21 protein-coding genes and 1 pseudogene are annotated in these 24981 nt (G+C 63.7%); 6 read left to right on the top strand and 16 right to left on the bottom strand.

Annotation, left to right across the window (positions count from 1 at the left end; translation table 11 throughout):
* Window positions 1–138 precede the first annotated feature (138 nt).
* The 7 genes from LB568_RS07605 to cpaB are packed head-to-tail and all read right to left on the bottom strand — an operon-like array spanning window position 139 to window position 7406.
* Complete coding sequence (locus LB568_RS07605) at window positions 139–1104, bottom strand: type II secretion system F family protein (RefSeq protein ID WP_224729756.1); 966 nt, start codon at window positions 1102–1104, stop codon at window positions 139–141.
* A gap of 1 nt (window position 1105) precedes the next feature.
* Window positions 1106–2071, bottom strand: coding sequence for a type II secretion system F family protein (locus tag LB568_RS07600; RefSeq protein ID WP_140573688.1), 966 nt, complete (start codon window positions 2069–2071; stop codon window positions 1106–1108).
* Between the two features lie 5 nt (window positions 2072–2076).
* On the bottom strand, window positions 2077–3498 hold the full coding sequence (locus tag LB568_RS07595; RefSeq protein ID WP_224729755.1) for a CpaF family protein: 1422 nt from the start codon (window positions 3496–3498) through the stop codon (window positions 2077–2079).
* Window positions 3495–4709 (bottom strand): AAA family ATPase, encoded by a 1215-nt coding sequence (locus tag LB568_RS07590; RefSeq protein ID WP_013895180.1) that lies wholly within the window; start codon window positions 4707–4709, stop codon window positions 3495–3497. The genes LB568_RS07595 and LB568_RS07590 overlap by 4 nt, the downstream gene beginning before the upstream one ends.
* Before the next feature lie 46 nt (window positions 4710–4755).
* Window positions 4756–5025 (bottom strand): hypothetical protein, encoded by a 270-nt coding sequence (locus tag LB568_RS07585; protein WP_013895179.1) that lies wholly within the window; start codon window positions 5023–5025, stop codon window positions 4756–4758.
* Between the two features lie 4 nt (window positions 5026–5029).
* A complete protein-coding gene (locus tag LB568_RS07580) occupies window positions 5030–6475 on the bottom strand; it encodes a type II and III secretion system protein family protein (RefSeq protein WP_224729754.1) in 1446 nt (481 codons plus the stop codon).
* A 31-nt stretch (window positions 6476–6506) separates the two neighbouring features.
* Entirely contained in the window at window positions 6507–7406 is a 900-nt protein-coding gene (gene cpaB / locus LB568_RS07575) for a Flp pilus assembly protein CpaB (protein ID WP_224729753.1), read from the bottom strand.
* 257 nt (window positions 7407–7663) lie between these two features.
* Between cpaB and parE the strand changes: the two genes are divergently transcribed.
* Together parE and LB568_RS07565 are read left to right on the top strand one after the other, a co-directional pair.
* Window positions 7664–9721 carry a DNA topoisomerase IV subunit B gene (gene parE / locus LB568_RS07570; RefSeq protein ID WP_224729752.1) on the top strand — a complete coding sequence of 686 codons (2058 nt, stop codon included), beginning with the start codon at window positions 7664–7666 and terminating at the stop codon, window positions 9719–9721.
* Window positions 9722–9825: 104 nt separating this feature from the next.
* Complete coding sequence (locus LB568_RS07565) at window positions 9826–11895, top strand: FUSC family protein (protein ID WP_224729751.1); 2070 nt, start codon at window positions 9826–9828, stop codon at window positions 11893–11895.
* A gap of 19 nt (window positions 11896–11914) precedes the next feature.
* On the opposite strand, the gene LB568_RS07560 is transcribed toward LB568_RS07565, so the two are convergent.
* Entirely contained in the window at window positions 11915–13039 is a 1125-nt protein-coding gene (locus LB568_RS07560; protein ID WP_224729750.1) for a DUF2336 domain-containing protein, read from the bottom strand.
* A 153-nt stretch (window positions 13040–13192) separates the two neighbouring features.
* Between LB568_RS07560 and LB568_RS07555 the strand changes: the two genes are divergently transcribed.
* Together LB568_RS07555 and LB568_RS07550 are read left to right on the top strand one after the other, a co-directional pair.
* Window positions 13193–13645, top strand: coding sequence for a MaoC family dehydratase (locus tag LB568_RS07555; protein ID WP_013895173.1), 453 nt, complete (start codon window positions 13193–13195; stop codon window positions 13643–13645).
* Window positions 13645–14526 (top strand): HpcH/HpaI aldolase/citrate lyase family protein, encoded by an 882-nt coding sequence (locus LB568_RS07550; RefSeq protein ID WP_224729749.1) that lies wholly within the window; start codon window positions 13645–13647, stop codon window positions 14524–14526. Before LB568_RS07555 ends, LB568_RS07550 begins: the two co-directional genes overlap by 1 nt.
* 30 nt (window positions 14527–14556) lie before the next feature.
* Here LB568_RS07550 and LB568_RS07545 read toward each other — a convergent pair whose 3' ends face one another.
* From LB568_RS07545 to LB568_RS07535, 3 genes are all read right to left on the bottom strand, one after another.
* Window positions 14557–16458: a CASTOR/POLLUX-related putative ion channel gene (locus tag LB568_RS07545; protein ID WP_224729748.1), complete on the bottom strand. Its 1902-nt coding sequence runs from the start codon at window positions 16456–16458 to the stop codon at window positions 14557–14559.
* A 510-nt stretch (window positions 16459–16968) separates the two neighbouring features.
* A complete protein-coding gene (locus tag LB568_RS07540) occupies window positions 16969–17577 on the bottom strand; it encodes a flavin reductase family protein (RefSeq protein WP_224729747.1) in 609 nt (202 codons plus the stop codon).
* Window positions 17578–18162 (bottom strand): nitroreductase, encoded by a 585-nt coding sequence (locus tag LB568_RS07535; RefSeq protein ID WP_224729746.1) that lies wholly within the window; start codon window positions 18160–18162, stop codon window positions 17578–17580.
* A gap of 154 nt (window positions 18163–18316) precedes the next feature.
* Between LB568_RS07535 and LB568_RS07530 the strand changes: the two genes are divergently transcribed.
* Window positions 18317–19279, top strand: coding sequence for a hypothetical protein (locus LB568_RS07530; RefSeq protein ID WP_140573704.1), 963 nt, complete (start codon window positions 18317–18319; stop codon window positions 19277–19279).
* A gap of 2 nt (window positions 19280–19281) precedes the next feature.
* On the opposite strand, the gene LB568_RS07525 is transcribed toward LB568_RS07530, so the two are convergent.
* Together LB568_RS07525 and thrS are read right to left on the bottom strand one after the other, a co-directional pair.
* Window positions 19282–20220: a lysophospholipid acyltransferase family protein gene (locus LB568_RS07525; protein WP_224729745.1), complete on the bottom strand. Its 939-nt coding sequence runs from the start codon at window positions 20218–20220 to the stop codon at window positions 19282–19284.
* A gap of 86 nt (window positions 20221–20306) precedes the next feature.
* On the bottom strand, window positions 20307–22283 hold the full coding sequence (gene thrS / locus LB568_RS07520) for a threonine--tRNA ligase (protein WP_224729744.1): 1977 nt from the start codon (window positions 22281–22283) through the stop codon (window positions 20307–20309).
* A 423-nt stretch (window positions 22284–22706) separates the two neighbouring features.
* Between thrS and LB568_RS07515 the strand changes: the two are divergent.
* Window positions 22707–23204, top strand: a pseudogene (locus LB568_RS07515) (SAM-dependent methyltransferase); the annotation flags it as partial.
* A gap of 128 nt (window positions 23205–23332) precedes the next feature.
* Here LB568_RS07515 and blaOXA read toward each other — a convergent pair.
* The 3 genes from blaOXA to LB568_RS07500 all read right to left on the bottom strand — a co-directional run bounded on the left by blaOXA (window position 23333) and on the right by LB568_RS07500 (window position 24897).
* Window positions 23333–24154, bottom strand: a complete 822-nt coding sequence (gene blaOXA, locus LB568_RS07510; RefSeq protein WP_224729743.1) for a class D beta-lactamase — start codon at window positions 24152–24154, stop codon at window positions 23333–23335.
* Window positions 24155–24295: 141 nt separating this feature from the next.
* Window positions 24296–24664, bottom strand: coding sequence for a membrane protein insertion efficiency factor YidD (gene yidD, locus LB568_RS07505; RefSeq protein WP_224729742.1), 369 nt, complete (start codon window positions 24662–24664; stop codon window positions 24296–24298).
* Between the two features lie 74 nt (window positions 24665–24738).
* A complete protein-coding gene (locus LB568_RS07500) occupies window positions 24739–24897 on the bottom strand; it encodes a hypothetical protein (protein ID WP_224729741.1) in 159 nt (52 codons plus the stop codon).
* Between the last annotated feature and the right edge of the window lie 84 nt (window positions 24898–24981).

Genomic DNA, 24981 nt, shown 5'->3' with positions numbered 1-24981 from the left:
CTCGCATCGCAGGGCCGCGTTCGGGCAGGATGATGGGTTGTCAGCCCCGGCTCTGCATTTGTCGACTCTCATTTGCTGACTTTGCAGATCCCGATGCAGTACTGTTCGAAATCCTGCTCCTTCGGAATAGGACAGGTCCTAATGCGTGCCCGTCATTTTGACGATGATCGGAATGATCGCGATCATCAGCACCACCGGCAGGATGCACACGGTCACCGGTATCGACATCTTGGCCGGCAGTGCATGCGCCTTTTCCTCGGCCAGCGACATGCGCTTGTGGCGCATCTCGTCGGAGAAGACGCGCAGCGCTCCCGACAGGCTGGTGCCGAGTTCCTTCGACTGCTGCAGCAGCGTGGCGAAGGAACGGACCTCGTCCAGGCTGAGGCGGTCGGCGAGTGCCTTCAGCGCATCGTCGAGGCTGCGCCCCGCCCTCAGTTCCAGCGACACCAGCTGCAGGTTCTGGCTGAGCGCCGGATAGGTCCTGGCGAGTTCCTTCGAGACGCGCTCGATGCCGGCCTCCATGCTCATGCCGGCATCCGAACAGACGATCATCAGATCCATGAAATCGGGAAACCCATTGCGGTATTCGCGCATCTTCTCCCGCGTCTTCTGGCTCAGCACCAGACCGGGCAGGAAGTAGCCGGCCACGCCCGACAGGATGATGAACGCCCAGCGGCTGGTCATCGTCGCGTCGGCACTGGCCAGCCACCGGTTGAGGACGAAGGCGGCAATCGCGCCGCCGATCAGCGCCGAGAAGCGGATGATGAAGAACATGCCGACGGCGCGCGGCTCCATATAGCCCGCCTGGATCAGCTTCATGCGCAGCCGGGCGACATTTTCCGGATCGCTCTTGGCATAGAATTCCTGCGCCCGCTTCACCGCCTTCTCGCGCACGACGTTGGCGTTCTTCTTCTGCACCGGCTCGGGTGTTGCGGCCACGGGACCATGGTCGACCTTGAGCCGGCGCTTCACATCGTTGCGGTCGCCCTTCGCCGCAACCATCGGCCAACCGACCGCCACGGTGCCCAGCGCCAGGAGCAGGATGGCCACCGGCATCAATGAGGTCGGTGCAAGCGAGGCGAGGAATTCGATGAAGCCCTGCATGTCAGAACCTGAAATTCGACATCTTGAACATCATCAGATTGCCCAGCATCAGCCAGGTGACCGACCCGCCGATCAAATACCAGGTTTTCGGCTCGTCCCAGACATCGCGGTAGAAGCCCGGCATCATGGCCATGATGCCGGCGAACAGCAGCGCCGGGATCGCCGTCAGGATGTAGGCCGACAGGCGGCCCTCGGTCGAGATGGCACGCACCTTGCGGCGCAGCTTGCCCCGCTCGCGGATCGTCAACGCCAGGCCATCGAGAATCTCGCGCAGATTGCCGCCCGAACTGGACTGGATCGAGACCGCGGTCATGAACAGCGGCAGGTCTTCGTGGCCGACCCTGTCGAACAGCGAATTCAATGCCGAGACCAGATCGGAACCATAGGTCACCTCATCGGCGATGACACCGAATTCGGTGCCGATCGGGTCGGGCATTTCGCGCGACACCATGGCAATGGCCACCGGCACCGGATGACCGGCCTTGAGGCCGCGGGTGATCAGTTCCAGGGCCTCCGGCAGTTGCATGCCGAAACGCTTGAGCCGGCGCTTGCGCATGAAGCGCATCACCATAACCGGCACCAGCGGCAGCAGAACGACGAACAGGACAAGCCCCATCAGGAGCGGCAATCCATGCCAGATGGCGAACAGCGCCATGGCCATGGCCACGGCGGAGGTAATCATCAGGAATTTCGACAGCGGCATGATCATGCCTGACTGCGTGCGCAACGCCCGGAACCGGTCCGGCGAGAACAGCGAGGTGCCCGCATCGAGGCCGCGCTCCTTGCGCAGCTGGATCAGCACCTGTTCCTGGCTGATCTTGTTTTCCTGCAGCTTCATGCGCCGGTTGATGGCGGTGCGCTTGTCGCTGCGGCCGGCGTAGAGAAGATAACAGGCCTCGGCGATCATGATGCCGGTCAGCGCGGCCCCGGCATAGACGACATAGATCGCGCTCAGTCCGTCGAACACCCCGTCTACTCCTGCGGCCGGCCGGGTTCGAAATATCGTCCGGGAAACTCGATGCCCATCGCACGCAGATCCTCGAGGAAGCGCGGCCGAATGCCGGTCGCCTCGAAATAGCCGAGAATGCTGCCGTCGGCGTCCATGCCGGTGCGCACGAAGCGGAAGATCTCCTGCATCTGGATGACGTCGCCTTCCATGCCGGTCACTTCGGCAACGCTCGTCACCTTGCGCTTGCCGTCGGAAAGCCGGGTCAGCTGGACGATGAGGTCGATGGCGCTGGCGATCTGGCTGCGGATCGACTGCACCGTCATCGGCATGCCGGTCATGCCCAGCATCTGTTCGAGACGCGAAATGGCATCGCGCGGCGTGTTGGCATGGATGGTCGCCATCGACCCTTCATGGCCGGTGTTCATCGCCTGCAGCATGTCGAAGGCCTCCTCGCCGCGGCACTCGCCGAGAATGACGCGATCGGGACGCATGCGCAGCGCATTCTTGACGAGATCGCGTTGCTTCAGCTCGCCATGGCCCTCGATGTTGGCGGGGCGCGTCTCCATGCGCGCGACGTGCGGCTGCTGCAGCTGGAGTTCGGCCGCGTCCTCGATGGTGATCAGCCGCTCGTCTTCCGGGATGAAGGCTGACAGCGCATTGAGCATCGTCGTCTTGCCGGTGCCGGTGCCGCCCGAAATGATCGTCGTCTTGCGGGCGTGAACCGCCGCAGCCAGCACCTCGGCCATGTTCTGGGTGATGGCGCCGAATTCAACCAGCTTGTGCAGGCCGAGCTTGTTCTTGGAGAATTTGCGGATCGACACCAGCGGCCCGTCGACACCAACCGGGCGGATGGCCGCGTTGAAGCGCGAGCCGTCCAGCATGCGCGCATCGACCATCGGCTGCGATTCATCGACGCGCCGGCCAACGGCCGCGACGATCTTGTTGATGATGCGCAGAAGATGCGCCTCATCCTTGAACGGGATGTGGACCTGCTGCAGCTTGCCCTTCTTTTCGACGAAGCAGTTCTGGTGGCCGTTGATCAGGATATCGTTGATGTCGGGATCCTTAAGCAGCGGCTCCAGCGGACCAAGGCCGACCATCTCGTCGACGATGTCGTCGACCAGTGCGTCGAGTTCGGCGGTGTTGATCGCCATCCGCTCCTGCCTGGTTTTTTCCGAAACGAAATCATGCACCTGCCGGCGCATCTCCTCGCGGGGCAAACGCTCCAGCGCGACAAGGTTGATCTCCTCCAGCAGCATCCTGTGGATGCGCACACGGGCATCGAGCACCTTGTTGGCATTCTTTGCAGGTGCCGTCTCCGGCTTTGCCGGCAAAACTTTTCGACTGGTCGGGATGACGACCGCATGGTGCGCGACCGGGGCTGATTCCGCCGGGCGCTGTGGGCGCGCATCGCGGTTCTGCAGGGTGGAAAAACGGCTGGTCATCCGGCCTTCCTCTTCAACAGGTTCCTGCCGAGGCCGAACAGCGATTTCGACTTGGCTCCGATCGCGACCGCCTCTTCCGGAAGGATGATCCGCTTGAGGTCGTTGACGACATTGGCGTTGGGATCGATCTCGTGCAGCGGTACGCCGCGGTCGACCGCCTCGCGCACCAGCCGGTAGTTGTTGGCGATGCCGCCGACGAAATGCTCGCCCAGGATTTCCTGGACGTCCGCCTGCTTGATGCCATTGTCGAACATCTTCTGCTCGAAACGGTTGACGATGACGTTCGGCTTCACTTCCTTGCCCACCGTCTCGTAGACGGCCTGGATCAGCCTTTGCGTGTGGCGCAGGCACGGCACCGTCATCTCGGCGACGATGTAGAGCTTGTTGGAGCCAAGCAGCACCGTCTCCGTCCAGGGGAACCATGTCCGCGGCATGTCGATGACGACATTGTCGAAGTAGGCCGACACGAGATCGAGCATGCGCACCACGACATCGGTCTTGAATGAGCGCATTTCCGAGGGATGCGTCGGCGCCGCCAGCACGCAAAGCCCGCTCGCATGCTTGGACAGCATCACGTCGAGCAGTTGCCGGTCGAGGCGTTCGGGCTGGTTCTCGATCTCGGTGATGTCGAAACGCGGCTCGAGGTCGAGATATTCGGCGCAGGCGCCCTGCTGGAAATTGAGGTCGACCACGCAGGTCGAGGCACCGCGCGTCACCGAGTGATGCAGCTGGAAAGCCGTCTGCAGCGCCAGCGTCGTGGTGCCGACGCCGCCCGCGGCCGGCATGAAAGTGTAAATCTGCGATTCGGTATTCTCCTCGCGCCCCGGCCCTTGCAGTGCCCGCACGACCGAGCGCACCAGGTCGGCGGTGGTGATCGGCTTGACCAGGAAGTCGGCGACCTTGAGCTGCACCAGGATGCGCACGGCAGCGGCGTTGAACTCCTGGGTGACCACGACCACCGGCGCCTTGCCTTCCAGCCGGCGCATGATGCGCTGCAGCGACTCGACTTCCTCCAGCCTTGCCGCGTCCATGTCGACGATGATGACGCCGAAGTCGGTCTCCTGGACCTCGCCGCGCAGTTCGGTGACACTCTTGTCCACAGTCGAGAGCTGGATGATCTCGGAAGCGGCGAACGCGGTCCGCGTGTCCTGCACGAAGGTCCTGTCCGTCGATACGAGCAGGATCTTCTTGGTCTTGATGCCGTTTGCCATTCTTGCCGCCTGTAGGTCGATCGCCTTGATCGATTGCCTTTTCGATTCAGTCGCTTGTGCTTGTTTGCGCTGCCTTCGCGCCCGCCGCCTGATCGGGCGTGACGGGTCCGGCATCGCCGCGCTTCGCAGGCACCAGAAGCCTGGTGTTCTGGACACCGTACTTCCACGGGTCGACCATCTGCATGACGGTGTTGGCGGCCTGGGCGTCGCCGGCGCCCGACGTCACGCCTTCGCTGCGTACATAGTCGTCGCTGGTGCAGCCGCCGGCGAAACCGGCAAGCAGCAAGGCGACGCTCGATCTCAGGATCAGACGCATGGCTTCAGTCCTTCGGCAGGTCGAGGAAATGTCCGACCGTGGTGGCGGGAGCGGCCCGTGCGGCGCCGCCGTCGGCCATAGCCAGGGCGCGGTTGGTATCCGACCCTTTCACTTCCTCCGTGTTGTTGAGGAAGTAGTCGGCGTTGCTGGCCGGTTGCGTGCCGTTGGTCGGCTCGGCCATTTTCTTCGACGGATCGACCGGTTTGACCAGATAGGGCGTGACGATGATGACCAGATCGGTCTCGCGCCGCTGGTAGGATTTCGACGAGAACAGCGCTCCAAGCACCGGCATCTTGCCGAGGCCGGGAATGCGCGAGGTGGTGATGTCGTTCTGCGACTGCAGCAGCCCCGCGATCATGAAGCTCTGGCCGTTCTTCAGGTCGACCGACGTCCTGGCACGGCGCACGATGAAACCCGGCACCGAAATGTTGCCAATGTTGTAGGACGCCGACGCGTCGATCGAAGAGACTTCCGGCGCGATGTCCAGGCTGACCAATCCGTCCTTGAGCACGGTCGGCTTGAAATCCAGGCTGACGCCGTATTTCTTGTAGCTGACCGAGATCTTGCCGTTCTCTTCCGAAACCGGGATCGGGAATTCGCCACCGGCCAGGAAGCTCGCCGTCTCGCCGGAACGGGCGATAAGGTTCGGTTCCGCCAGCCGCCGGGCAAGGCCGCGCTCTTCCAGCGCCTTGATGGCGATATCGATGGAGACGCCATTGGATAGCAGCCGGCCGATGATTTCACCGGTTCCCGCCGCCGGCACCGTGCCGGGCTCCAGCGAAACATCGCGTCCGCCGAAGCCGTAGGCGAAATTGGCGCTGTATTTTGCACCCAGATCCTGACCCGCCTGGCGGTTGATCTCGACGAAGCGGACATTGAGCTGGACCTGCTGCGACGACGAGATGTTGACCGAGTTGATCACCTCCTCATTGCCTGAAAAGCGGGTGGCGATCTTGTTTGCCTTCTCGGCGGCGACGGCGTCGTCCGCCTCGCCCGACAGCACCACGCGGCCATTGGCCGAGCCGACCTTGATCTTGGCGTCCGGCACGCTGGCGCGGATGGTGTTCGCCAGTTCGTCGGTGTCGAGCGTCACCTCGATGTCGACGGTGCCGACAAGCTGCTTTTTGTCGTCGAACAGCGCGATGCCGGTGGTGCCGAGATTGTTGCCCAGCACATAGAAGGATTTATCGGTCAGCGGATTGACGTTGGCGATCTCGGGATCGCCGATGACGATCTGGTAGAAAGCCGCGCTCGTGATGATCGTCTTGGGCTTGCCCTTGGCGACTTTTATCGACGCATTCTTGGTCGCCGAGACATAGACGATGTCATTGTCCGCCCTGGCCGCGCCGGCAAAAGCGAGCATCGCGCCCGCGGCCAGCGAAACCGCCATCGCCAGGGCGCGCACGAAGCACGACCGGCCCGTCATTCGATATAGGATACGCATCAGCATTGTCCCGTCCCACCCGGTCCCCACCGGCCTTTTACTTCTGGTCCCGCGCCGGAACCTGGTATTCCTCGGCCTTCGTGCCACGCGTCACGATGACCGTCTTGAATTTCGGCTTCTCCGGCTCCTTGGTCATGGCATCGAATAACGAGCCGGCCGTGGCCTGCGCCTTGGACGCCACCGATCCGCCAAAAGAGGAGATGGTGGTGACGCCGTTCTTGCCGTCGCCGCCTTCGCTGGCCGAGCGAAGCGACAGCGACAGCGTGCCGACGGTGCGGGCAAGCGCCACTTTCTGCGCGCCATCGGTCGTCACCTCGAGGGTCACGGAATTCGCGATCTGCGGCGCCGTCTGGCGCTCGTCGGCGCCTTGGCCGACGCTCAGCACCTTGGCGTCGGCGACGACGATTTCGGAAGTGATGGTCGAACCGGCCGCCCCCTGCGCATTCTTGGCGACTTCCTGGATTTCACCGGCATCGCGCGTCAGCACGACATCGACCCGGTCGCCCGGCGTGACGAAGCCGCCGACACCGGCGATCTCATCGGTGCGGATGGTGACCGCCCGCATTCCGGGCGTCAGCATGTTGGAAAGCGTCGCACGGCCGTTCGGCCCCGATAGCTTGGTCAGCAGCACCGGCTCGTTGACCTCGATCGGCGACAGTACGACGCGGCCGCCTTCGCCGAGCAGCCCATCGATCGTGGCAAAGGCGCCTTGCGGCAGCGAATCCTGCGGCCAGGGAATTTCGATGAGCTTCGTGCGATCGAGTTCCATGCCGTAGCGCAACGGAGCGTTGGCCACCACGATGGTCTTGAATTCGACCTTGGGCGCGGCCGGAGCGACGATCGAGGCCGTCTTCTCCTGGGCATCGGCCTGGCTTTTGACCCAGAAATCCGCGGCAAAGATCGAGATCGCGCCGAAAACGGCGGCGATACCGATCATACTTATGGCCTTGCCCCTCACGCCCAAACCCCTGATGCCCGTAGTTTCTTGTTATGTTGGGCTCACGCTAGGCGGCATTGTTAAAGAATCAGGAATGGAGAACGACGGCATTCGACCTATTTCCGCCCGCTTGGTTATCGAATGGTTTTAGGATAAGACGGGCCGGATCCCCGAACGTAACAGGAACCTCCGTCGCTTGGCGCTGAAAAGCGTGGCAGTATCGGCGGGTGATTCGCAGCACCGGACCTATGGCAGGCATGGACGACAACAACGACCTTTTCGGCGACCTGGACAAGCAACCGCAGCCGGTCCGCACACCCGCGCGCCCGGTGGATCCGCTGGTGCAGGCGGCGGCCAAGCGGCCGGCGGCAAGCCGCGACGGTTCGGAAGGCTACAGCGCCGCCGACATCGAGGTGCTCGAAGGCTTGGAGCCGGTGCGGCGCCGGCCGGGCATGTATATCGGCGGCACCGACGACAAGGCGATGCACCATCTGTTCGCCGAGGTCATCGACAATTCGATGGACGAGGCGGTTGCCGGCCACGCCACCTTCATCGATGTCGAGCTTTCGGCCGACGGCTATCTCTCCGTCACCGACAATGGCCGCGGCATTCCGGTCGATCCGCACCCGAAATTCAAGAAACCTGCGCTCGAAGTGATCATGACGACGCTGCATTCGGGCGGCAAGTTCGATTCCAAGGTCTACGAGACTTCAGGCGGCCTGCACGGCGTCGGCGTGTCCGTGGTCAACGCGCTATCGGATCATCTCGAGGTCGAAGTCGCGCGTGGCCGCCAGCTTTACCGGCAGAGATTCTCGCGCGGCGTTCCGGTCAGCGGCCTCGAGCACCTTGGCGAAGTCCACAACCGGCGCGGTACCAAGATCCGCTTCCACCCCGACGAGCAGATATTCGGCAAGGGTGCCGCGTTCGAGCCGGCGCGGCTTTACCGCATGACGCGCTCGAAGGCCTATCTGTTCGGTGGTGTCGAGATCCGCTGGACCTGCGATCCGTCGCTGATCAAGGAAAAGGACCAGACGCCGGCCAAGGCGGAATTTCATTTTCCCGGTGGCTTGAAGGACTATCTCAAGGCATCGCTGGGCGACGATTTCCAGGTGACGCGCGAAATCTTCGCCGGCAAGAGCGACAAGCAAGGCGGCCATGGCTCGCTCGAATGGGCGGTGACCTGGTTCGGCGGCGACGGCTTCGTCAATTCCTACTGCAACACCATCCCGACCGGTGAAGGCGGCACGCACGAGGCCGGTTTCCGCAATGTGCTGACGCGGGGCCTGCGCGCCTATGCCGAGCTCGTCGGCAACAAGCGCGCCTCGATCGTCACCTCGGAAGACGTCATGATCTCGGCGGCGGGCATGCTGTCGGTGTTCATCCGCGAGCCGGAATTCGTCGGCCAGACCAAGGACAGGCTGGCGACGATCGAGGCCATCCGCATTGTCGAGACCGCGATCCGCGATCCGTTCGATCATTGGCTGGCCGACAATCCGCAGGAAGCCTCCAAGCTGCTCGAATGGGTGATCGCGCGCGCCGATGAACGGGTGCGCCGGCGCCAGGAAAAGGAAGTGTCGCGCAAGAGCGCGGTGCGCAAGCTGCGCCTGCCGGGCAAGCTGGCCGACTGCACCCAGAACGCCGCCGCCGGTGCCGAACTCTTCATCGTCGAAGGTGACTCGGCCGGCGGCTCGGCCAAGCAGGCACGCGACCGCGCCAGCCAGGCGGTGCTGCCGCTGCGCGGCAAAATCCTCAACGTCGCCAGCGCCGGCAACGACAAGCTGGCCGCCAACCAGCAGATATCGGACCTGATCCAGGCGCTCGGCTGCGGCACGCGATCGAAGTACCGCGATGAGGATTTGCGCTATGACCGCGTCATCATCATGACGGACGCCGACGTCGACGGCGCCCACATTGCCTCGCTGCTGATCACCTTCTTCTACCAGGAGATGCCGGCGCTGGTGCGTGGTGGACACCTCTATCTCGCGGTCCCGCCGCTGTACTCGATCAGGCAGGGCGGCAAGGTCGCCTATGCCCGCGACGACGCGCACAAGGACGAGCTGCTGCGCACCGAATTCACCGGGCGCGGCAAGGTCGAGCTTGGCCGCTTCAAGGGCCTGGGCGAGATGATGGCCGCACAGCTCAAGGAGACGACGATGGACCCGAGGAAGCGCACACTTCTCAGGGTCGATGTGAACGAAATCGATTCGGCCACCAAGGACAGGGTCGATGAGCTGATGGGCACCAAGCCGGAAGCCCGCTTCCGCTTCATCCAGGAACGTGCCGAATTCGCCGAGGCGGAAGTGCTGGATATCTAGCCGCCCGCCGGTCTATTTCTTGTTTGACGTAATTCCGGACGGAAACCGTTTCACACTTTTCCTGGAATTACTCTTGCTCGCGCTTCCGAGACGGAGACCAGCATGTGATCTGGGTGCGGCTGAAGGACTATTTCGACACCAATCTGGCCGGGCTGACGCAGCCGACGCGTTCGGACTGGATTTTCGCCCTTAGAACTGTTTCGGCCGGCCTGATCGCGCTTCTGGCCGCCTATGCACTGAAGCTCGACCACCCGCAATGGGCGATGATGACGGTTTTCATCGTTGCCCAGCCGGTCGCCGGCATGGTGCTGGCAAAGGGCTTTTACCGGCTGCTCGGCACGCTTGTGGGCGGCGTCGCGGCAATCGGCATCACCACCGCGTTCGGCACCGGCCCCTGGGTGCTGGTGACGGTGCTCGCGGTCTGGATCGGCATCTGCACCTTCGTCTCGTCGCTGCTGCGCAATCCCGAAGCCTATGGTGCGGCACTTGCCGGCTACACCGCCATGATCATCGGCCTGCCCGCCTTCGGGCAGCCGCATCTGGTCGTGGACCTCGCGGTCGCGCGTTGTGCCGAGATCGTGATCGGCATTGTCTGCGCCGGCCTGACAAGCCGGCTGATCCTGCCCAAGCTGGCCAGTGACGCCATCATCTCGCGGCTGAAGCGCTGCATCATCGATCTTGCGACCTATGCCGGCGGTGCGTTCTCCGGCGGCGATCCGGCAACGCTTTCCGGCCTGCACAGGAAGCTGGTCGCCGACACCCAGACACTTGGCGAGATGCGCGCCTATGCCAGGCTCGAGGCGCCGAGCTTCGCGCCGCGCGCCCATCCCGTGCGGCGCACCATCGGGCAATTGCTGTCGGCACTCTCGGCCGCGCGTGCGCTGCATTCGCACGCCGCGCCGAAGAACGCAGCGCTCATTCCGGTGCGCTCGGAGTTGCAGCTGCTTGTCGGCGAACTGGCGACCAAACCCGGCGCGCTGGACGACACCGCGCCTTGGGTGGCCCGGCTCGATGCGATCTCGGCCAAGGCCCGGCAGATGCCCGATGCCCCGGTCGATCAGGAGGACGACAAGGTCGGCACCATCACCCGCCTCACCATCGCCGCCGATTTCGCCGAGGCGCTGAAGCAGGTGCTGCGCGGGCTCGATGCCTTGCGCGCGCCGGTCACGCGGCGCCCAGGTCCCGCCAGCCAGCAGCCGGCCCTTGTGGTACACCGCGACTATCCCGGCGCGGCGCGCAACGCCGTGCGCGCAGCCTTTGCGACGCTGCTGGTCGCGGCCTTCTGGCTGACGACGAAATGGTCGGAAGCCGCCGGCACGGTCATTCTCGTTGCCGTCGTATCGAGCCTGTTTGCTGCCCGCCCCGATCCCGTGCAGGTGTCCTGGGGTTTCTTCAAGGGAACGCTGCTGGCTTTGCCTTTTGCCTTTCTCGTCGGCCAGATCGCATTGCCTGCCCTGCCCGGCTTCGGCTGGTTCGTGCTGTTTGTCGTGCCAATCCTGGTGCCGACGGCGCTGGGCATGGCCAATCCGCGCTATGTCGGCGTAGCCACGGCCTTCGCCATCAACTTCCTCGCCTTCCTCAGTCCGCATCAGGCGATGACCTATGATCCCGGCCCGTTCTTCGCCGGCTCGGCGTCGGTGCTGGTCGGCATCCTGCTGGCGATCGGCGTCTTCCTCATCGTGCTGCCCGCCGATCCGTGGCTCGCGGCCAACCGTATCGTGCGCGCCATGCGCGAGGATCTGGCACGGCTTTGCCTGCACGAACGTGTGCCGAGGCGTTCGGCCTTCGAAAGCCTCGCCTATGACCGGATCAACCAGTTGATGCCGCTGGTGCAGAATTCGGGCAGGAAGGGCGAGGCGGTTCTGGGTGGCGGCGTCGTCGCCGTCACGGTCGGCCTGGAGATCCTGCGGCTGCGCGCTACGAGCCAAAACCATGCCATTGCGCCCGAAACCGCGCTTTCGATCGCCAACTTCCTGAGGGGCCTGGCGCGCGAACTGCTCTTCCGCGCTCCGGGCGATCCGCAGACGGCGACCATCGCCGTCGCCCGCCAATATGCGGCGGGCATCGCCCAGAAAAACGCCACCGGCGACATGCTGCAGATCGCGGCGTCACTGCGCATCATCGCGGCGGCGATGGAGGATTTCCCGGAATTCTTTGCCAGGGATCGAAGCTAAGTGGCCGAATGCGCCGACTTCAGGCCGCGGCGATCGCCAGCGCGTGGCCGCGTGCGTTCTCGCGCAGCGCCTCGAGATGGATCGACTTGACCAGGATGGCGAGATCGCCATCCGCGGATTGTCCGCCCAATTCCTTGAGCATCAGCCAGCTGACCTCCTGGACGCCGGCGACACGCTTGCCATTGGCGACCTCCCGCCAGATTTTCAGCGCCCGCAGGATGATCGCGTGCGTGGCGGCGGCGAGGCCGGCGCTGCGGAACAACGCCTGCAGGGCGACATCGTGCCCGCCGGCAAGCAGCGCCCTCACCCTCTGTTCGGACTGTTGGCTGAGCGCGACCAGCGTGGAGCCGAAGAAATCCACCTTGCCGTGCGCGATGGTGCGGATGAGGAAGCTTGCGGTGAGATCGCCGCGCAGGCGCAAATGCTCGATGAGTGCTGCATGTTCTTCCTGGCGCGTACCTTCTATCAGCGTCACCGAGGCCTTGGTGCAAGCGTCGCGCATGACGCGTTCGGCACGCGCGGCGCCCATCAGGGCCATGACCAGAGGCGATGTCTTCAATGTCTCGCCGAGCTTGATGAGCAGCATGTGTCGGCAGTCGGCAGGCAGGCGGATATCCGATATCAGCGCCTCGCGCACCAGGGGCAGATGCCCATGGCGCTCGGCCATGCGGCGGAAACTGAGCGACGCGATGTCGGCGCCGCTGTTGGCCAGCAGCACCGCGCAGGCTTCCGCCTCACCGATCTCGGCGATGGCCGCCGACAGCGCCATCGAGACCAGCGGACGATCGGCGATCAGCGTCTGCGTTGCCTTCTGGCTTGCCGCCACGCGGTTGATCAGGTCGGCGTCGGTGAGCAGCGGCGAGCGTGCCAGCACCACGCCGGCAACCTCCGGCTGGTCGGAGGCCAGCGCGCTGATGATCTGCAGCGGCGCGTGATGGCTCATCGACAGCGCCTCCGCCATCGCCAGCCGCACCTTCGATGAGGCATCGTCGAGCAGCAGCGTCAGCGCGGCCTCGGCGGCGCAGCGGTCCTCGAACGCCAGTTCGGAATTGATATAGGCACGAGCAAGCGCACTTGCCGCGGCGGCGCGCTCGGACACCCTGGCCGTGTAGATCCACTTCAGGAAATGCGAAACAACAACCATGCCCGTCTGCTTACGCCCCTTGCCAGAAGGTTTCTGGCCCCGGTCAGGACGGTAGGCAGAAATGGTTTACGAACGGTTCACCATGTTCATTAACTGGCTTGCGGGGCCGATTTGCAGCGCTTATCAACCGTCAGGCAGCGAAGGAGACAGAAAATGGCCGGGCTTTATCTCCAGGAGTTCGTCGTCGGCCACGTCTTCCAGCACACGCTGCGTAAGACCGTCACCGAAAGCGACAACATGCTGTTTTCGGTGATGACGCTGAACCCTCAGCCGCTGCATATCGACTTCGATTTCGCCGCCAAGAGCGAATGGGGCAAGCCGCTGGTCAACTCGCTGTTCACGCTCGGGCTTATGATCGGCATCTCGGTCAACGACATCACGGTCGGCACGACGGTCGCCAATCTCGGCATGAAGGAAACCGTGTTTCCGCACCCGGTGTTCCATGGCGACACCATCCGCGTCGAGACCACGGTCGTCTCGGTGCGGGAATCGAAATCGAAGCCCGATCGCGGCATCGTCGAGTTCGAGCACCGCGCCTATAACCAGCATGGTGACCTCGTCGCCAAATGCACGAGGCAAGCGATGATGCTGAAGAAGGCTGCCTGATGCGTTCGCTGCTGTTCGTCCCCGGCGATTCCGAACGGAAGCTGGAAAAAGGCCTGGGAGCCGGTGCCGATGTGGTCATCGTCGACCTCGAGGACTCCGTGGCGCCGCAGAACAAGGCAACGGCGCGCGCGATCGCGGCACTCTTCATCGCCGGGCATCGGAGCCAACCCAGTTCGGCGATCTATGTCAGGGTCAACGATCTGTCGACCGGGCTGACGGATGACGATCTTGCCGCGCTCGTGCCGGCGAAGCCGGATGGCATCATGCTGCCCAAGTCCAACAGCGGCCAGGACGTCCAGCAGCTCTCGGCAAAGCTCAGGGTTCGCGAGGCCGAAAACGGCCTGGCCGACGGGGCGATCAAAATCCTGCCGATCATCACCGAAACCCCGGCCGGTGTGCTCGCCGCCGCGACCTATGCCGGCGCAAGTGCACGGCTGGCCGGCCTCACCTGGGGCGCGGAAGACCTGTCGGCGGCGATCGGCGCGCGATCGGCGCGCGACGAGAGCGGCCGCTACACCGATGTGTTCCGCCTTGCCCGCACCATGACCATTCTCGCCGCCAGTGCGGCGGAAGTCGCAGCTATAGACACGGTTTTCCCGAATTTTCGCGACATGGCGGCCTTCGCCGAGGAATGCGCCGAGGCCGAGCGCGACGGTTTCACCGGCAAGATGGCGATCCACCCCGACCAGGTGCCCGTCATCAACGCTGCCTTCACGCCGTCGACGGAGGCTGTGAAACACTCCCGGGCAATCGTCGACGCATTCGCGGCGGCGGGAAATCCCGGCGTCGTCGGCATCGACGGCAAGATGTTCGACCGCCCACACCTGCGGCTGGCCGAACGGCTTCTGGCACGCGCGAGGGCGGCGGGGATTTCCGCTTAAATCCGTTTCACACTCTTCCTGGAATTGCTCTCAGTCCCGCGCCAGCACGATGATCCGGTCCTCCGGCAGATACGTCAGCGCTTCCGACTTCAGCGGGTTGACGATGACGCCCCCCAGCGCCCGCTGGTCGGCATCTCCAGTGCGGATGCGCCGGTAGCCGATGGCGATCTCGCCGCGTAACCGCGCCGATTCCGCGATCGTCCAGAAGGTCAGCGGCTGGTCGATTGCGACATAATCCGCGACCGGGCGCATGTAGATTTCGGAGCCCTTCTCGTCGAGCAGATCATCGAAGATCGCGGCGAGGTGTTGGTTCTCGGACGCCTGCGCCAGCATCAGGCTGACCAGCCGGTTGCTGACGACGAAATCATCGGCCTTGGTCACCGCAGCGAGCTCCCGATTGCGCACGTCGATCATTTCGCTGACGATGGAGATGTGCAGGCCGGCATCATCGGCGATCTTGCGCAAATGCAGCAGCGTCACCAGCGTTCGCGTGTCGGCTGGCTGCGCCGCCATGGTTTCGCTGTAGCCGAGGACGAGCACGTGATCGTAGGAAGGCACATCCAGGCTCGCGAGTGCTGCGCTGCTCGAGGTGTCGGTGATGCGGCACTCAACCGACAGATTGTCGCTGGCGACCGTCAGTCCGGCAACTTCCTGCTCGAGCCCGGGCGTATCGGCGGCGATGGTCAGGATCGAACCAGGCGCGACGTAGCGCGACAGTTCATAGGTGATGATCGGACCGCGCCGGTTCCAGCCGAGGATCAGCATCCGCTCCGACTTCGTCTCGATGGGCCGAGGACCGTGGATCGCCGCCGCGTCGATCTTGATCCCGGTGCCTCCCAGCTTTATCGCGGCATCGTCCTCGGCGATGATGATGGCGCGCATGTCCTGGCCGATCACCAGATCCGACGGCGGATTGAGATCGACGCGCCCCTGCGGGTCGCAAAGGCCGATCAGCGCACAGTGCTCATACGCCATCACCGCTTCGCCGAAGGTCTTGCCGGTAAGCTCCGGCTGCCCGGTCGTGTAGATTTCGCAGCCGTCGAAATCGAGCAGCTCCGAATAGACGCCGCTGAGACCCGACTGCCGGCTTGAATGCACGACGATACGCGAGATCAGCTGATCGGCCAGCACGAGTTGCACCTCGGTTCCGCCGACGACGCGGGCGACCTCGGCGTTCTTGCCATCGCGGATCTCGGCGGCGATGTTGTAGGGGTCGGCGCGGCGGTTTGGGTCGTTGACCAGCGCCAGCACTGTCTTGATGACCTGCGAATCCGGATCGTCGCCTTCCGGCGACAGCACGATGACCGACCGCGAGGTCTGCGGGTTGACGATGGCCAGGTCGTATAGATCGGTCGGATCGCCGCTACGGCAGATGATGCGCGTGTTGCCCAGTTTGCCGACCTTGGCCGCGATTTCGTCCTCCATCGCGACCTTGTCCATATTGGCCATGACGACGATGCGTGGACGGCGCCGGCTGGCATTGGCAATGACCAGTTCGGAGATGACGTCGAAGATGGACGGCGACCAGTTGAGGATAATGGTGTGATCGGCCTCCAGCACGCGCGAACGGCCCTTGCGCAATTCATCGAGCTTGCCGTCGACGCCGGCGCTGAGCACGCCGATGAGGGCCGACACGACAAAGATGCCGGCTAGCGTGACGACCAGCATGACGAGACGGAAAGCCCAGCCGGTATCACCGCCCATCGTGCCGGAATCGAGTGTGCGCATCAGCGATTCCCAGAACGCTTCGAAAAAGTTCAGCGGCTCGCCGCCCTCCGGTGCGATGCGGGTCACCGCAAGCAACGCCGCGGCGGCGATGATGATCAGCAGGGAAACGACCGCGAGCCAACCGATCAGCGCGATCGGGCCTGCGGCCATGCTCTTGTCGAACCCGTAGCGCAGCCGGGTTCCCAGCGTGTCTCGCTTCTTCATGATGCCGGTGCCCCGCACTATCCCCAAGGTCGATGCGCCAACCCCAACGCATCGCCGAAGCCGTTCTCTTAGCCTGTGTTCAAATGAAGGGAAATCGCTTTTCGCGCGCTCGCGACCAAGAAGCCGCCGCGATGGCGGACCGCGAGTGGTAGGCGTTTTCGCCTGTACGCTACGACCGCATCAATCTGGCCGCCAGCGCATCGTTTTCGCCCCTCCTGGTCAGGATCATCCGGCAAGGTGTCGAAGACGGCACCTTCAGGACCTTCGATCCGGAGGGGGTCGCCGACATCGTCATGCAGTTCGGCATGGCCACGCATGACGTGGTCGCCAAGGCATTCGCCGGCGGCAGCGACGCCGACATGGATATCGCGATCGAAACCCTGGAGAAACGCGTCAGGCTCTACGAGATCGCCCTGGACCGCATACTCGGCCTCCCCGACGGAAGCATTCGCATCGGAGAGCCCGGTTATGTGCGGGCCGTTATGACGGCGCGGCGAACGAAGAAGGCCCTTATTCCTGGCCCCAGCGCGGCCGGCGCATCGAAAAGACTTCGTCGACGCTGGCATAGTCCATGTAGCCGAGACGAGCGACATTGCCGGCCTTGGTGATGTCGAACAGGCCGTCCTTCAGAAAGGCATCGTCGATGTGCACGCCGACCACTTCGCCGGCGACGACGACAGCGCTCGTCGGCGATCCATCCAGCGCCCGCGGCCGAAAGACTTCCGTCACCCTGCATTCCAGCGCGGCGGGTGCTGCTGCCACGCGCGGCGGCGCGACTAGACGGCAAGGCGCCATTGCAAGGTCGGCATAGACGAACTCGTTGACGCCGCGCGGCGCGTTGACGGAGGTGTAATTCATCTTCTCCGCGAGATCGCGGCCGACGAGATTGGCAACGAACTCGCTGGTTTCCTGGGCGAAGGAGGCGCTGTCCTTCTCTCCCTCCGAGGAAAACCAGACGATGAACGGCCGCGTCGAAACCGCATTGAAGAAAGAGTATGGCGCGAGATTGATCTCGCCCGCTTTGTTCAGCGTCGATATCCAGCCGATCGGGCGCGGCGCCACGATCGCCTTGGAGGGATTGTGCGGCAGTCCGTGCCCCTTCGATGGCTCGTAGAACATTCAGCCGGCCCAAGGCCCTGAGTAATCGGCATAGAGCTTTGCGGGATCGGGCCGGGGCCGCTCCGGCGCCGGGCCGGCATAAGAGCCGATGTGGACGAAGCCGACGACACGCTCCTGCGGCGACAGTCCCAGGATCGCCCTGCCCTCCGCGACATCGGAATACCAGTTGCTGATCATGTTGGTGCCATAGCCCAGCGCATTGGCCGCAATCATCAGGTTCATCGCCGCCATGCCGCCCGACAGGAACATCTCCCATTGCGGGATTTTCGGATTCTCCTTCGGCGCCGATACCACGCCGATCACCAGCGGCGCCCGCGAGAATCGCGCCAGTTCCTGGTTGCGGCGGCCTTCGGGCAACGGCCCTTCCCGCTGCTCGGCAAGGTCGGCCAACTTCTTGCCGATTTCGATGCGGACATCGCCGCGATAGAGGATGAAGCGCCAGGGTTCGAGCCGGCCATGGTCGGGCACGCGCGTGGCGGCAGCGATCATCGTTGCGATATCGGCGTCACCAGGCGCTGGCTCCTTGAGGTCCGGAATCGGTGCTGAATTTCGGGTCAGCAGGAAGTCGATGATCGGCGACGCCATGGGCGCAAGTCTCCTGAACACTCGGTTTTGAGCTGAAGCGCACCATCGGGAAGTCGGGCGGCTCGGGCAAAGGCGCGCAAGCGCCGGACTGAAGAGTCGTTGATCGGACTCTTAAGCCTTGAAATTGCCACCGCCATGGGCTTCAACGCAAGGCATGTTTGAGGGGCGACTGCGTCTTTTCCTGGTCCGGCTCTGCGCCGCGCTGTTCCTGCTGCCGGTCACCATGGCTGCCGCGCAGGAAAAGGACGGCGTCGGCGACCTGAAACTTCCCGGAATTTCGAGCTATGCGACGCCCAAGAGCGAAACCCCGCTGGCGCTTGGCGGCGGTGGCGCCATCACTCTGTCGGCCCAGTTGACCGACAAAGGCGCCGATATCACCCGTGGCCTGGTCTGGCGTGTCTTCAAGCCTGAGGCCGTCAACGGCAAATTGCCGATGGTCGCCTCCGCGCATGGCGGCAACGCCGTCTTCCAGCTCGAACCGGGCAGCTATCTGGTCCATGCGTCCTACGGCCGGGCCGGCGCCACCAAGCGCATCACGGTCGGCAAGGAAGCCAAGCGCGAAAGCCTGGTGCTCGACGCCGGCGGCTTGAAGCTTGACGCGGTGCTGTCCGGCGGCGTGCGCATTCCGCCGAAAAAGCTGCGCTTCTCGATCTACGAGGGCACGGCGGAGGCCAATGGCGACCGCGCGCTGATCATCCCCGACGTCGAGCCCAACAGCGTCGTGCGGCTCAACGCCGGCATCTACCATGTCGTATCGACCTACGGCGCGGTCAACGCGGTCATCCGCTCCGACATCCGCGTCGAGGCCGGCAAGCTGACCGAGGCCACCGTCGAGCACCATGCTGCCGAGATCACGATGAAGCTGGTGCGCGAATCGGGCGGCGAGGCAATCGCCGACACCTCGTGGTCGCTGCTCAACGAATCCGGCGATCCGATCAAGGAGACCGTCGGCGCCTTCGCCTCGATGGTGCTTGCCGAAGGCGATTACACCATCATCGCCAAGAACCGCGACCGCATCTACCAGAAGGACTTCACGGTCGTCGGCGGACAGAACCAGGAAATCGAGGTTCTTGCCACCGAGGCTGCAGCAATGGATCCTGAAGAAGGCGCGGACTAGCCTTAAGCAGCCAGCTTGGTCCGGGCCGGCAGGAACGGAATCCGGCGGCGTGGCTGTGTCGGCGCCAGGTCGAAGACGCCGCGATAGAGGCGCTCGAGCAGCAGCTTGCGGTCGCGCAAAGGCTCCAACTCGCTCCAGCGCAGCACATCGCCAACGCGCACGTCGATCGCCTTGCCCGACAGCCGTGCGAACTCGCGGATCAGCAGCGACGTGCGCAGGGTCAGCGACGCCTTGCCGACGAATTTGGCCACACGGCCATCGCGCTCGGCCATGTTCATCGGGCCGCTGACCAGATGGAACAGCCTGCCGTTCTGCCCGGAAAAATGCATTGGAATGACCGATGCTTTCGCCTCCTGGACGAGACGGGCCGGAAACATCTTCCACGGCAGGTCGCGCGCCCGGCCAAACCCTTTTGGCGCCGTGGCGACGCCGCCGGCCGGAAACACCACGATGGTGACGCCTTCCCTGAGCAGCCGCACCGCCTCATGGCGCACGGCCAGGTTGTTCTTCAGCGCGTCCTTGGTCTCGGAAAAGTCGATCGGCAGCGAATAGGGTTCCATCTCGCGGATCTTCAGCAGATCCTTGTGGATCATCACCCGGAACGGCCGCCCCAACTGTTCGGCCAGCGACAGCACGGCAATGCCGTCGCCGATGCCGAATGGATGGTTGGCGACGATCACAAGCGGCGTGTCTGGCAATTGCGCCGGCGGCCATTGATCGGCGGTCCGTACACCGACGTCGATCAGTTCCAGCATGCGGCTGAACACCCGCTCGCCGCTCGGCACCACCTGGCGGCGCCAGAAATCATAGAGTGCCGCGAAACGATCGCGGCCCGACAGGCCCTCGACCGAATGAATGAACCAGCGCGCCAGCGCCGGCTGGCGCGGGTTGGCGTAGGAAAGCTCGGGAAAGGGCCGTTCGCGCAATTTCAGCTTGAGCATGGGGGCTCGTTACAGGGTCGCCGTGACAGGGATATGAAAATGGCGGTGGATCGCTCCACCGCCATGACCGGAAGGGGCTGTTCAAGTCAGGCAGCGCGCTTGCGCCGGCGATCGGGTGTAATCGCTTCCTCGGCCAGCTGTGCGATCGCCTCGGCAAGGCCAAGCGATTGCTGGTCGCGTGAGCCGAGCCGGCGGATATTGACCGTCTGTTCCTCCGCCTCGCGCTTGCCGCAGACGAGAATGACCGGAACCTTGGCCAGCGAATGTTCGCGGACCTTGTAGTTGATCTTCTCGTTGCGCAGGTCGGCCTCCGCCAGAAGTCCGGCCGCCTTCAGCTTTGCCACCACTTCGGTCGCATAGCCGTCCGCCTCCGACGTGATCGTCGCCACCACCACCTGCAGCGGTGCGAACCACAGCGGGAAATGACCGGAGTAGTTCTCGATCAGGATGCCGAGAAAACGCTCCATCGAACCGCAGATGGCGCGGTGCACCATGACGGGCTGCTTCTTCTCCGAATCCGAGCCGATGTAGAAGGCGCCGAAACGCTCCGGCAGGTTGAAGTCGACCTGCGTGGTGCCGCACTGCCATTCGCGGCCGATGGCATCCTTGAGCACATATTCGAACTTCGGCCCGTAGAAGGCGCCCTCGCCCGGATTGATCGAGGTCTTGATGCGGTTGCCCGAGCGCGTCCTGATCGTCTCCAGAACATTGCCCATGATCGCCTCGGCATGATCCCAAGCCTCATCCGTGCCGACGCGCTTGTCTGGCCGCGTCGACAGCTTCACGCTGACCTCTTCAAAACCGAAATCGGCATAGGTCGAGAGGATCAGGTCGTTGATGCGCAGGCATTCCGCCGCGAGCTGTTCCTCGGTGCAGAAGATATGCGCATCGTCCTGCGTGAAGCCGCGCACGCGCATCAGCCCGTGCAGCGCACCTGACGGTTCGTAGCGATGCACATTGCCGAATTCCGCAAGTTTTACGGGCAGATCGCGGTATGACTTCAACCCATGCTTGAAAATCTGCACGTGGCCCGGGCAGTTCATCGGCTTCAGCGCGAAGACGCGGTCGTCGTCGGTGTCGTCGCCGGCGACCGTCACCTTGAACATCGCGTCGCGATACCAGCCCCAGTGGCCCGACGTCTCCCACAGGCTCTTGTCGAGCACCTGTGGTGCGTTGACCTCCTGGTAGCCCTGCTCGTCGAGGCGGCGGCGCATGTAGTTGACCAGGTTCTGGAACATCTTCCAGCCCTTGGCGTGCCAGAAGACGACGCCTGGCCCCTCTTCCTGGAAATGGAACAGGTCCATCTCACGGCCGAGCTTGCGGTGGTCGCGCTTCTCGGCTTCCTCCAGCATCGTCTGGTAGGCATCGAGCTGCGCCTGGTCGGCCCAGGCCGTGCCGTAGATGCGGGTCAGCATCGGGTTGTTCGAGTCGCCGCGCCAATAGGCACCGGCCACCTTCATCAGTTTGAAGGCGTTGCCGATCTGGCCGGTCGAGGCCATGTGCGGACCGCGGCATAGATCGAACCAGTCGCCCTGCGCGTAGATCTTGAGATCCTGGTCTTCGGGAATGGCGTCGATCAGCTCGAGCTTGTAGCGTTCGCCCTTGTCGGCAAACACTTTTTTCGCCTGCTCGCGCGACCAGACTTCCTTGGTGAACGGCTTGTTGCGCGCAATGATCTCGCGCATCTTCTTCTCGATCACCGGGAAATCGTCGGGGGTGAACGGCTCGTTGCGGGCGAAGTCGTAATAGAATCCGTTCTCGATCACCGGCCCGATCGTCACCTGCGTCCCCGGCCACAATTCCTGCACGGCTTCCGCCAGCACATGCGCGGTGTCGTGGCGGATGAGCTCAAGGGCGCGCGCATCGTCGCGGGTGATGATCTCGACCTTGCCGGACTTGCCGAGCGGGTCGGAGAGATCGCGCACGGTGCCGTCGATGGCGTAGGCGACGGCCTTCTTGGCCAGCGACTTCGAGATCGATTCGGCAAGGCCCGCACCGGTCATCGCCGCGTCGTAGTCGCGGACGGAGCCATCGGGAAATGTCAGGGAAACGGAATTCAGCATGGGTATCTCCTATCCAGTCCCGCAAACGAGCGCGGGTGGTCGTGGGTAAAGCCGGATGCGCCAAATCACATGGACAACCGGCAGCGGGCGGGTTTTAGAGGCAGTGCCGCGTCAGGTAAAGAGCGGCAATTGGCGCAACCGTCAGGAAACGTCGCTACAGATGTCGCAGAGCCTTGCGAAAAGGCACGACACCAACTGGAATCATCAGCATGGAAGACGCTACACCCAGCCGAACCGCCCTTGGCGTCGCACGCATGAGGGCCCTGCATCAGTTTTCACCGCAGGCGGGGCTGTTTCGCGATTCTTACGCGATCGCGATACTGGGTGAAGCGGCTCCCACGGCACAGGAGCTTGAGCAGGAAGACGAGCGCCGCCGGCGCATGCGCCTGTTCGTGAGCGCGCGCCCGGTTCGCCGAGGACTGGCTGGCGGCGGCGGTTCGTCGCGGCGTTCGGCAACTCGTCGTGCTTGGCGCCGGCCTCGACACGTTTTCGCTGCGCAATCCGTATCCGGATCTCAGCGTGTTCGAAGTCGACCACCCGGCGACGCAGGCCTGGAAACGCAAATGCATTGCCAATGCTGGTCTTGCCGAACCATCCGCCACAACATTCGTGCCGGTCGATTTCGAGCGGCAGAGCCTGTCAGCGGAATTGGCCGCGGCCGGTTTGCAGTCGACCGAACCGAGCTTCTTCATCTGGCTGGGGGTCGTCCCCTACCTGACGAAGGAAGCGATCTTCAAGACGCTGTCCTGGATAGCCGGTATTCCTGGCTCGGAGGTGGTGTTCGACTACAGCGAACCGGCCGAGAACCGCGATGCGGCGGGCCAGGCTGCCCTGGCTTTTCACGCGGCACGCGTTGCCGCTGTCGGGGAGCCATGGATCAGCTTCTTCGTTCCCGGTGAGTTGGCACAATCTCTCCGCGGCCTCGGCTTCGACGAGACCGAGGATCTCGAGAGCAGCGATATCGCCGCTCGCCTTTCCAGAACTCCGATGGAAAGGACAGCCAACTCCGGCGGCCACATCATCCGTGCGCGCCGGAGCACCCGACCGATCTATTTCACCAGCAGCGGCAGATCCTTCAGGAACGCGGCCCGGGTCTTCAGTCCCTTGGGCATGTCGGTGCGGGTGGCATCGACGACCAGCCGCGCGAAGACAATCTGGCGGCCGTCCTTTTTCGCCCAGCCGACGAACCAGCCCAGCGAGCGCTTGTCCTTGTCCGCGTCACCGCCAAGCCTGGTGCTGCCGGTCTTGCCCTGCACGGTCCAGCCCCCGGCCTGGAACGTCGGGATGATGGCCGATGTCATGTCATATGCCTTGGCCGACACCGGCAGTTGGCGGGCAAGCAGCTTGCGCAGGAAATCGACCTGCTCGACCGGCGTGATCTTGAGCGAGGAGTTCACCCAGGAATGGGTCAAGCTATCGTCCTTGCCGGGATTGCCGGACACGTCGCTGTTGCCGTAACCGAGTTTCGAGACATAGCCGGCAAATTTCTCGTTGCCGAGCCGGCGGGTGATCTCCCGCGAGTACCAGATGATCGAGTCCCGCTCCCAGATCACCGGATCGACGGTCTTTTGATCCCGTTTCACCGCTTTGAATTCGGGCTTGTAATCCCAGGCCGGCGTGTGCTCGTCGCTCAGGATCCCGGCATCGTAGCCGATCAGCGAGAGCGGCACTTTGAATGTCGAGGCCGGGCTGAACCGCTGGTCGCAGGTCCCATCCTGGTAAAGCGTCTTGCCGCTTGCCGCATCGGCGATCAGCGTGCACTGCACATCGCCAAGTGGCGCCGATTGCGCGCGCATCGGAAATCCCAGCAGCCAGGCAAGCAGGAAAAGGATGCCGGCGAAGATGAAGGGAAGACGGTCGAAATTGCGCATGTGCTGCTCGCTCCAGAAGGATGTTCGCGAGCGGCTTAGCGAGGTCTCTTGTCTCGATTTTGTCTCAAATGCGCAGTCTTTGTGCAGGCTTGCGTTAACCCTACCGGATCGTAAAAACGGCCCATTAGCGCATCGGCACAATCACCCCTGCCGGCGTTTCTTGCCGATCCGCCAGTACCGCCAGGGCATGAACCAGACATAACGATCCGCCAGCGCTTCCGGCACAAGGTCGACGCCATGCGTGCCGAATGGCCCACAGCGCAGCACCCGGAAAAATCCCATCCAGCCGCCGGCCCACAGGCCATGCCTGGCGATCGCCTCATGCGCGTATTCCGAACAGGTCGGCAGATGACGGCAGGAATTGCCGACAAAGCCGGACAGCGTCAGCTGGTAGAGGCGTACGAACGACGTGCCGAGGAGACGGCCAGGCGTCTTGCGCCACGGGCCGGGCCAGTTGCGGCCGCGACTCGGCGGTTCCGCTGGATGCACATGCCCGTGCCGGTCGCCCACTGCTGTCTCCGTATCGCGTTTCCACGCGATAGATGTGGGCATGTGCGGGAGAACGCAATCCCACCGCCTTGCTGTCACGAACGGAAACGGCGAAATGGCTGCCGGTCGGCCGCATGTGTCCACCGGTCAAGGCTGGCCGGCTCTTCACATCGCTTTGCGTGCTGCCTCTCGTCGCGCCACTGAAACGTTGCGATCCGCATGACATCGCCGAAGATGCTCAGGAACTGGATCATGACCCGTGTCTCCTTCGACACGGATTAGACCGCCGCTGGCCTTCGCCTTCAAACGAGTATAATTTCCACGTCGGATAACTTGAG

The sequence above is a fragment of the Mesorhizobium sp. B263B2A genome, from assembly GCF_020165775.1.
Classification (GTDB): domain Bacteria; phylum Pseudomonadota; class Alphaproteobacteria; order Rhizobiales; family Rhizobiaceae; genus Mesorhizobium; species Mesorhizobium opportunistum.
The sequence above is the reverse complement of the archived record's forward strand: the minus strand, read 5'-3'. Positions and strand labels throughout refer to the sequence as shown.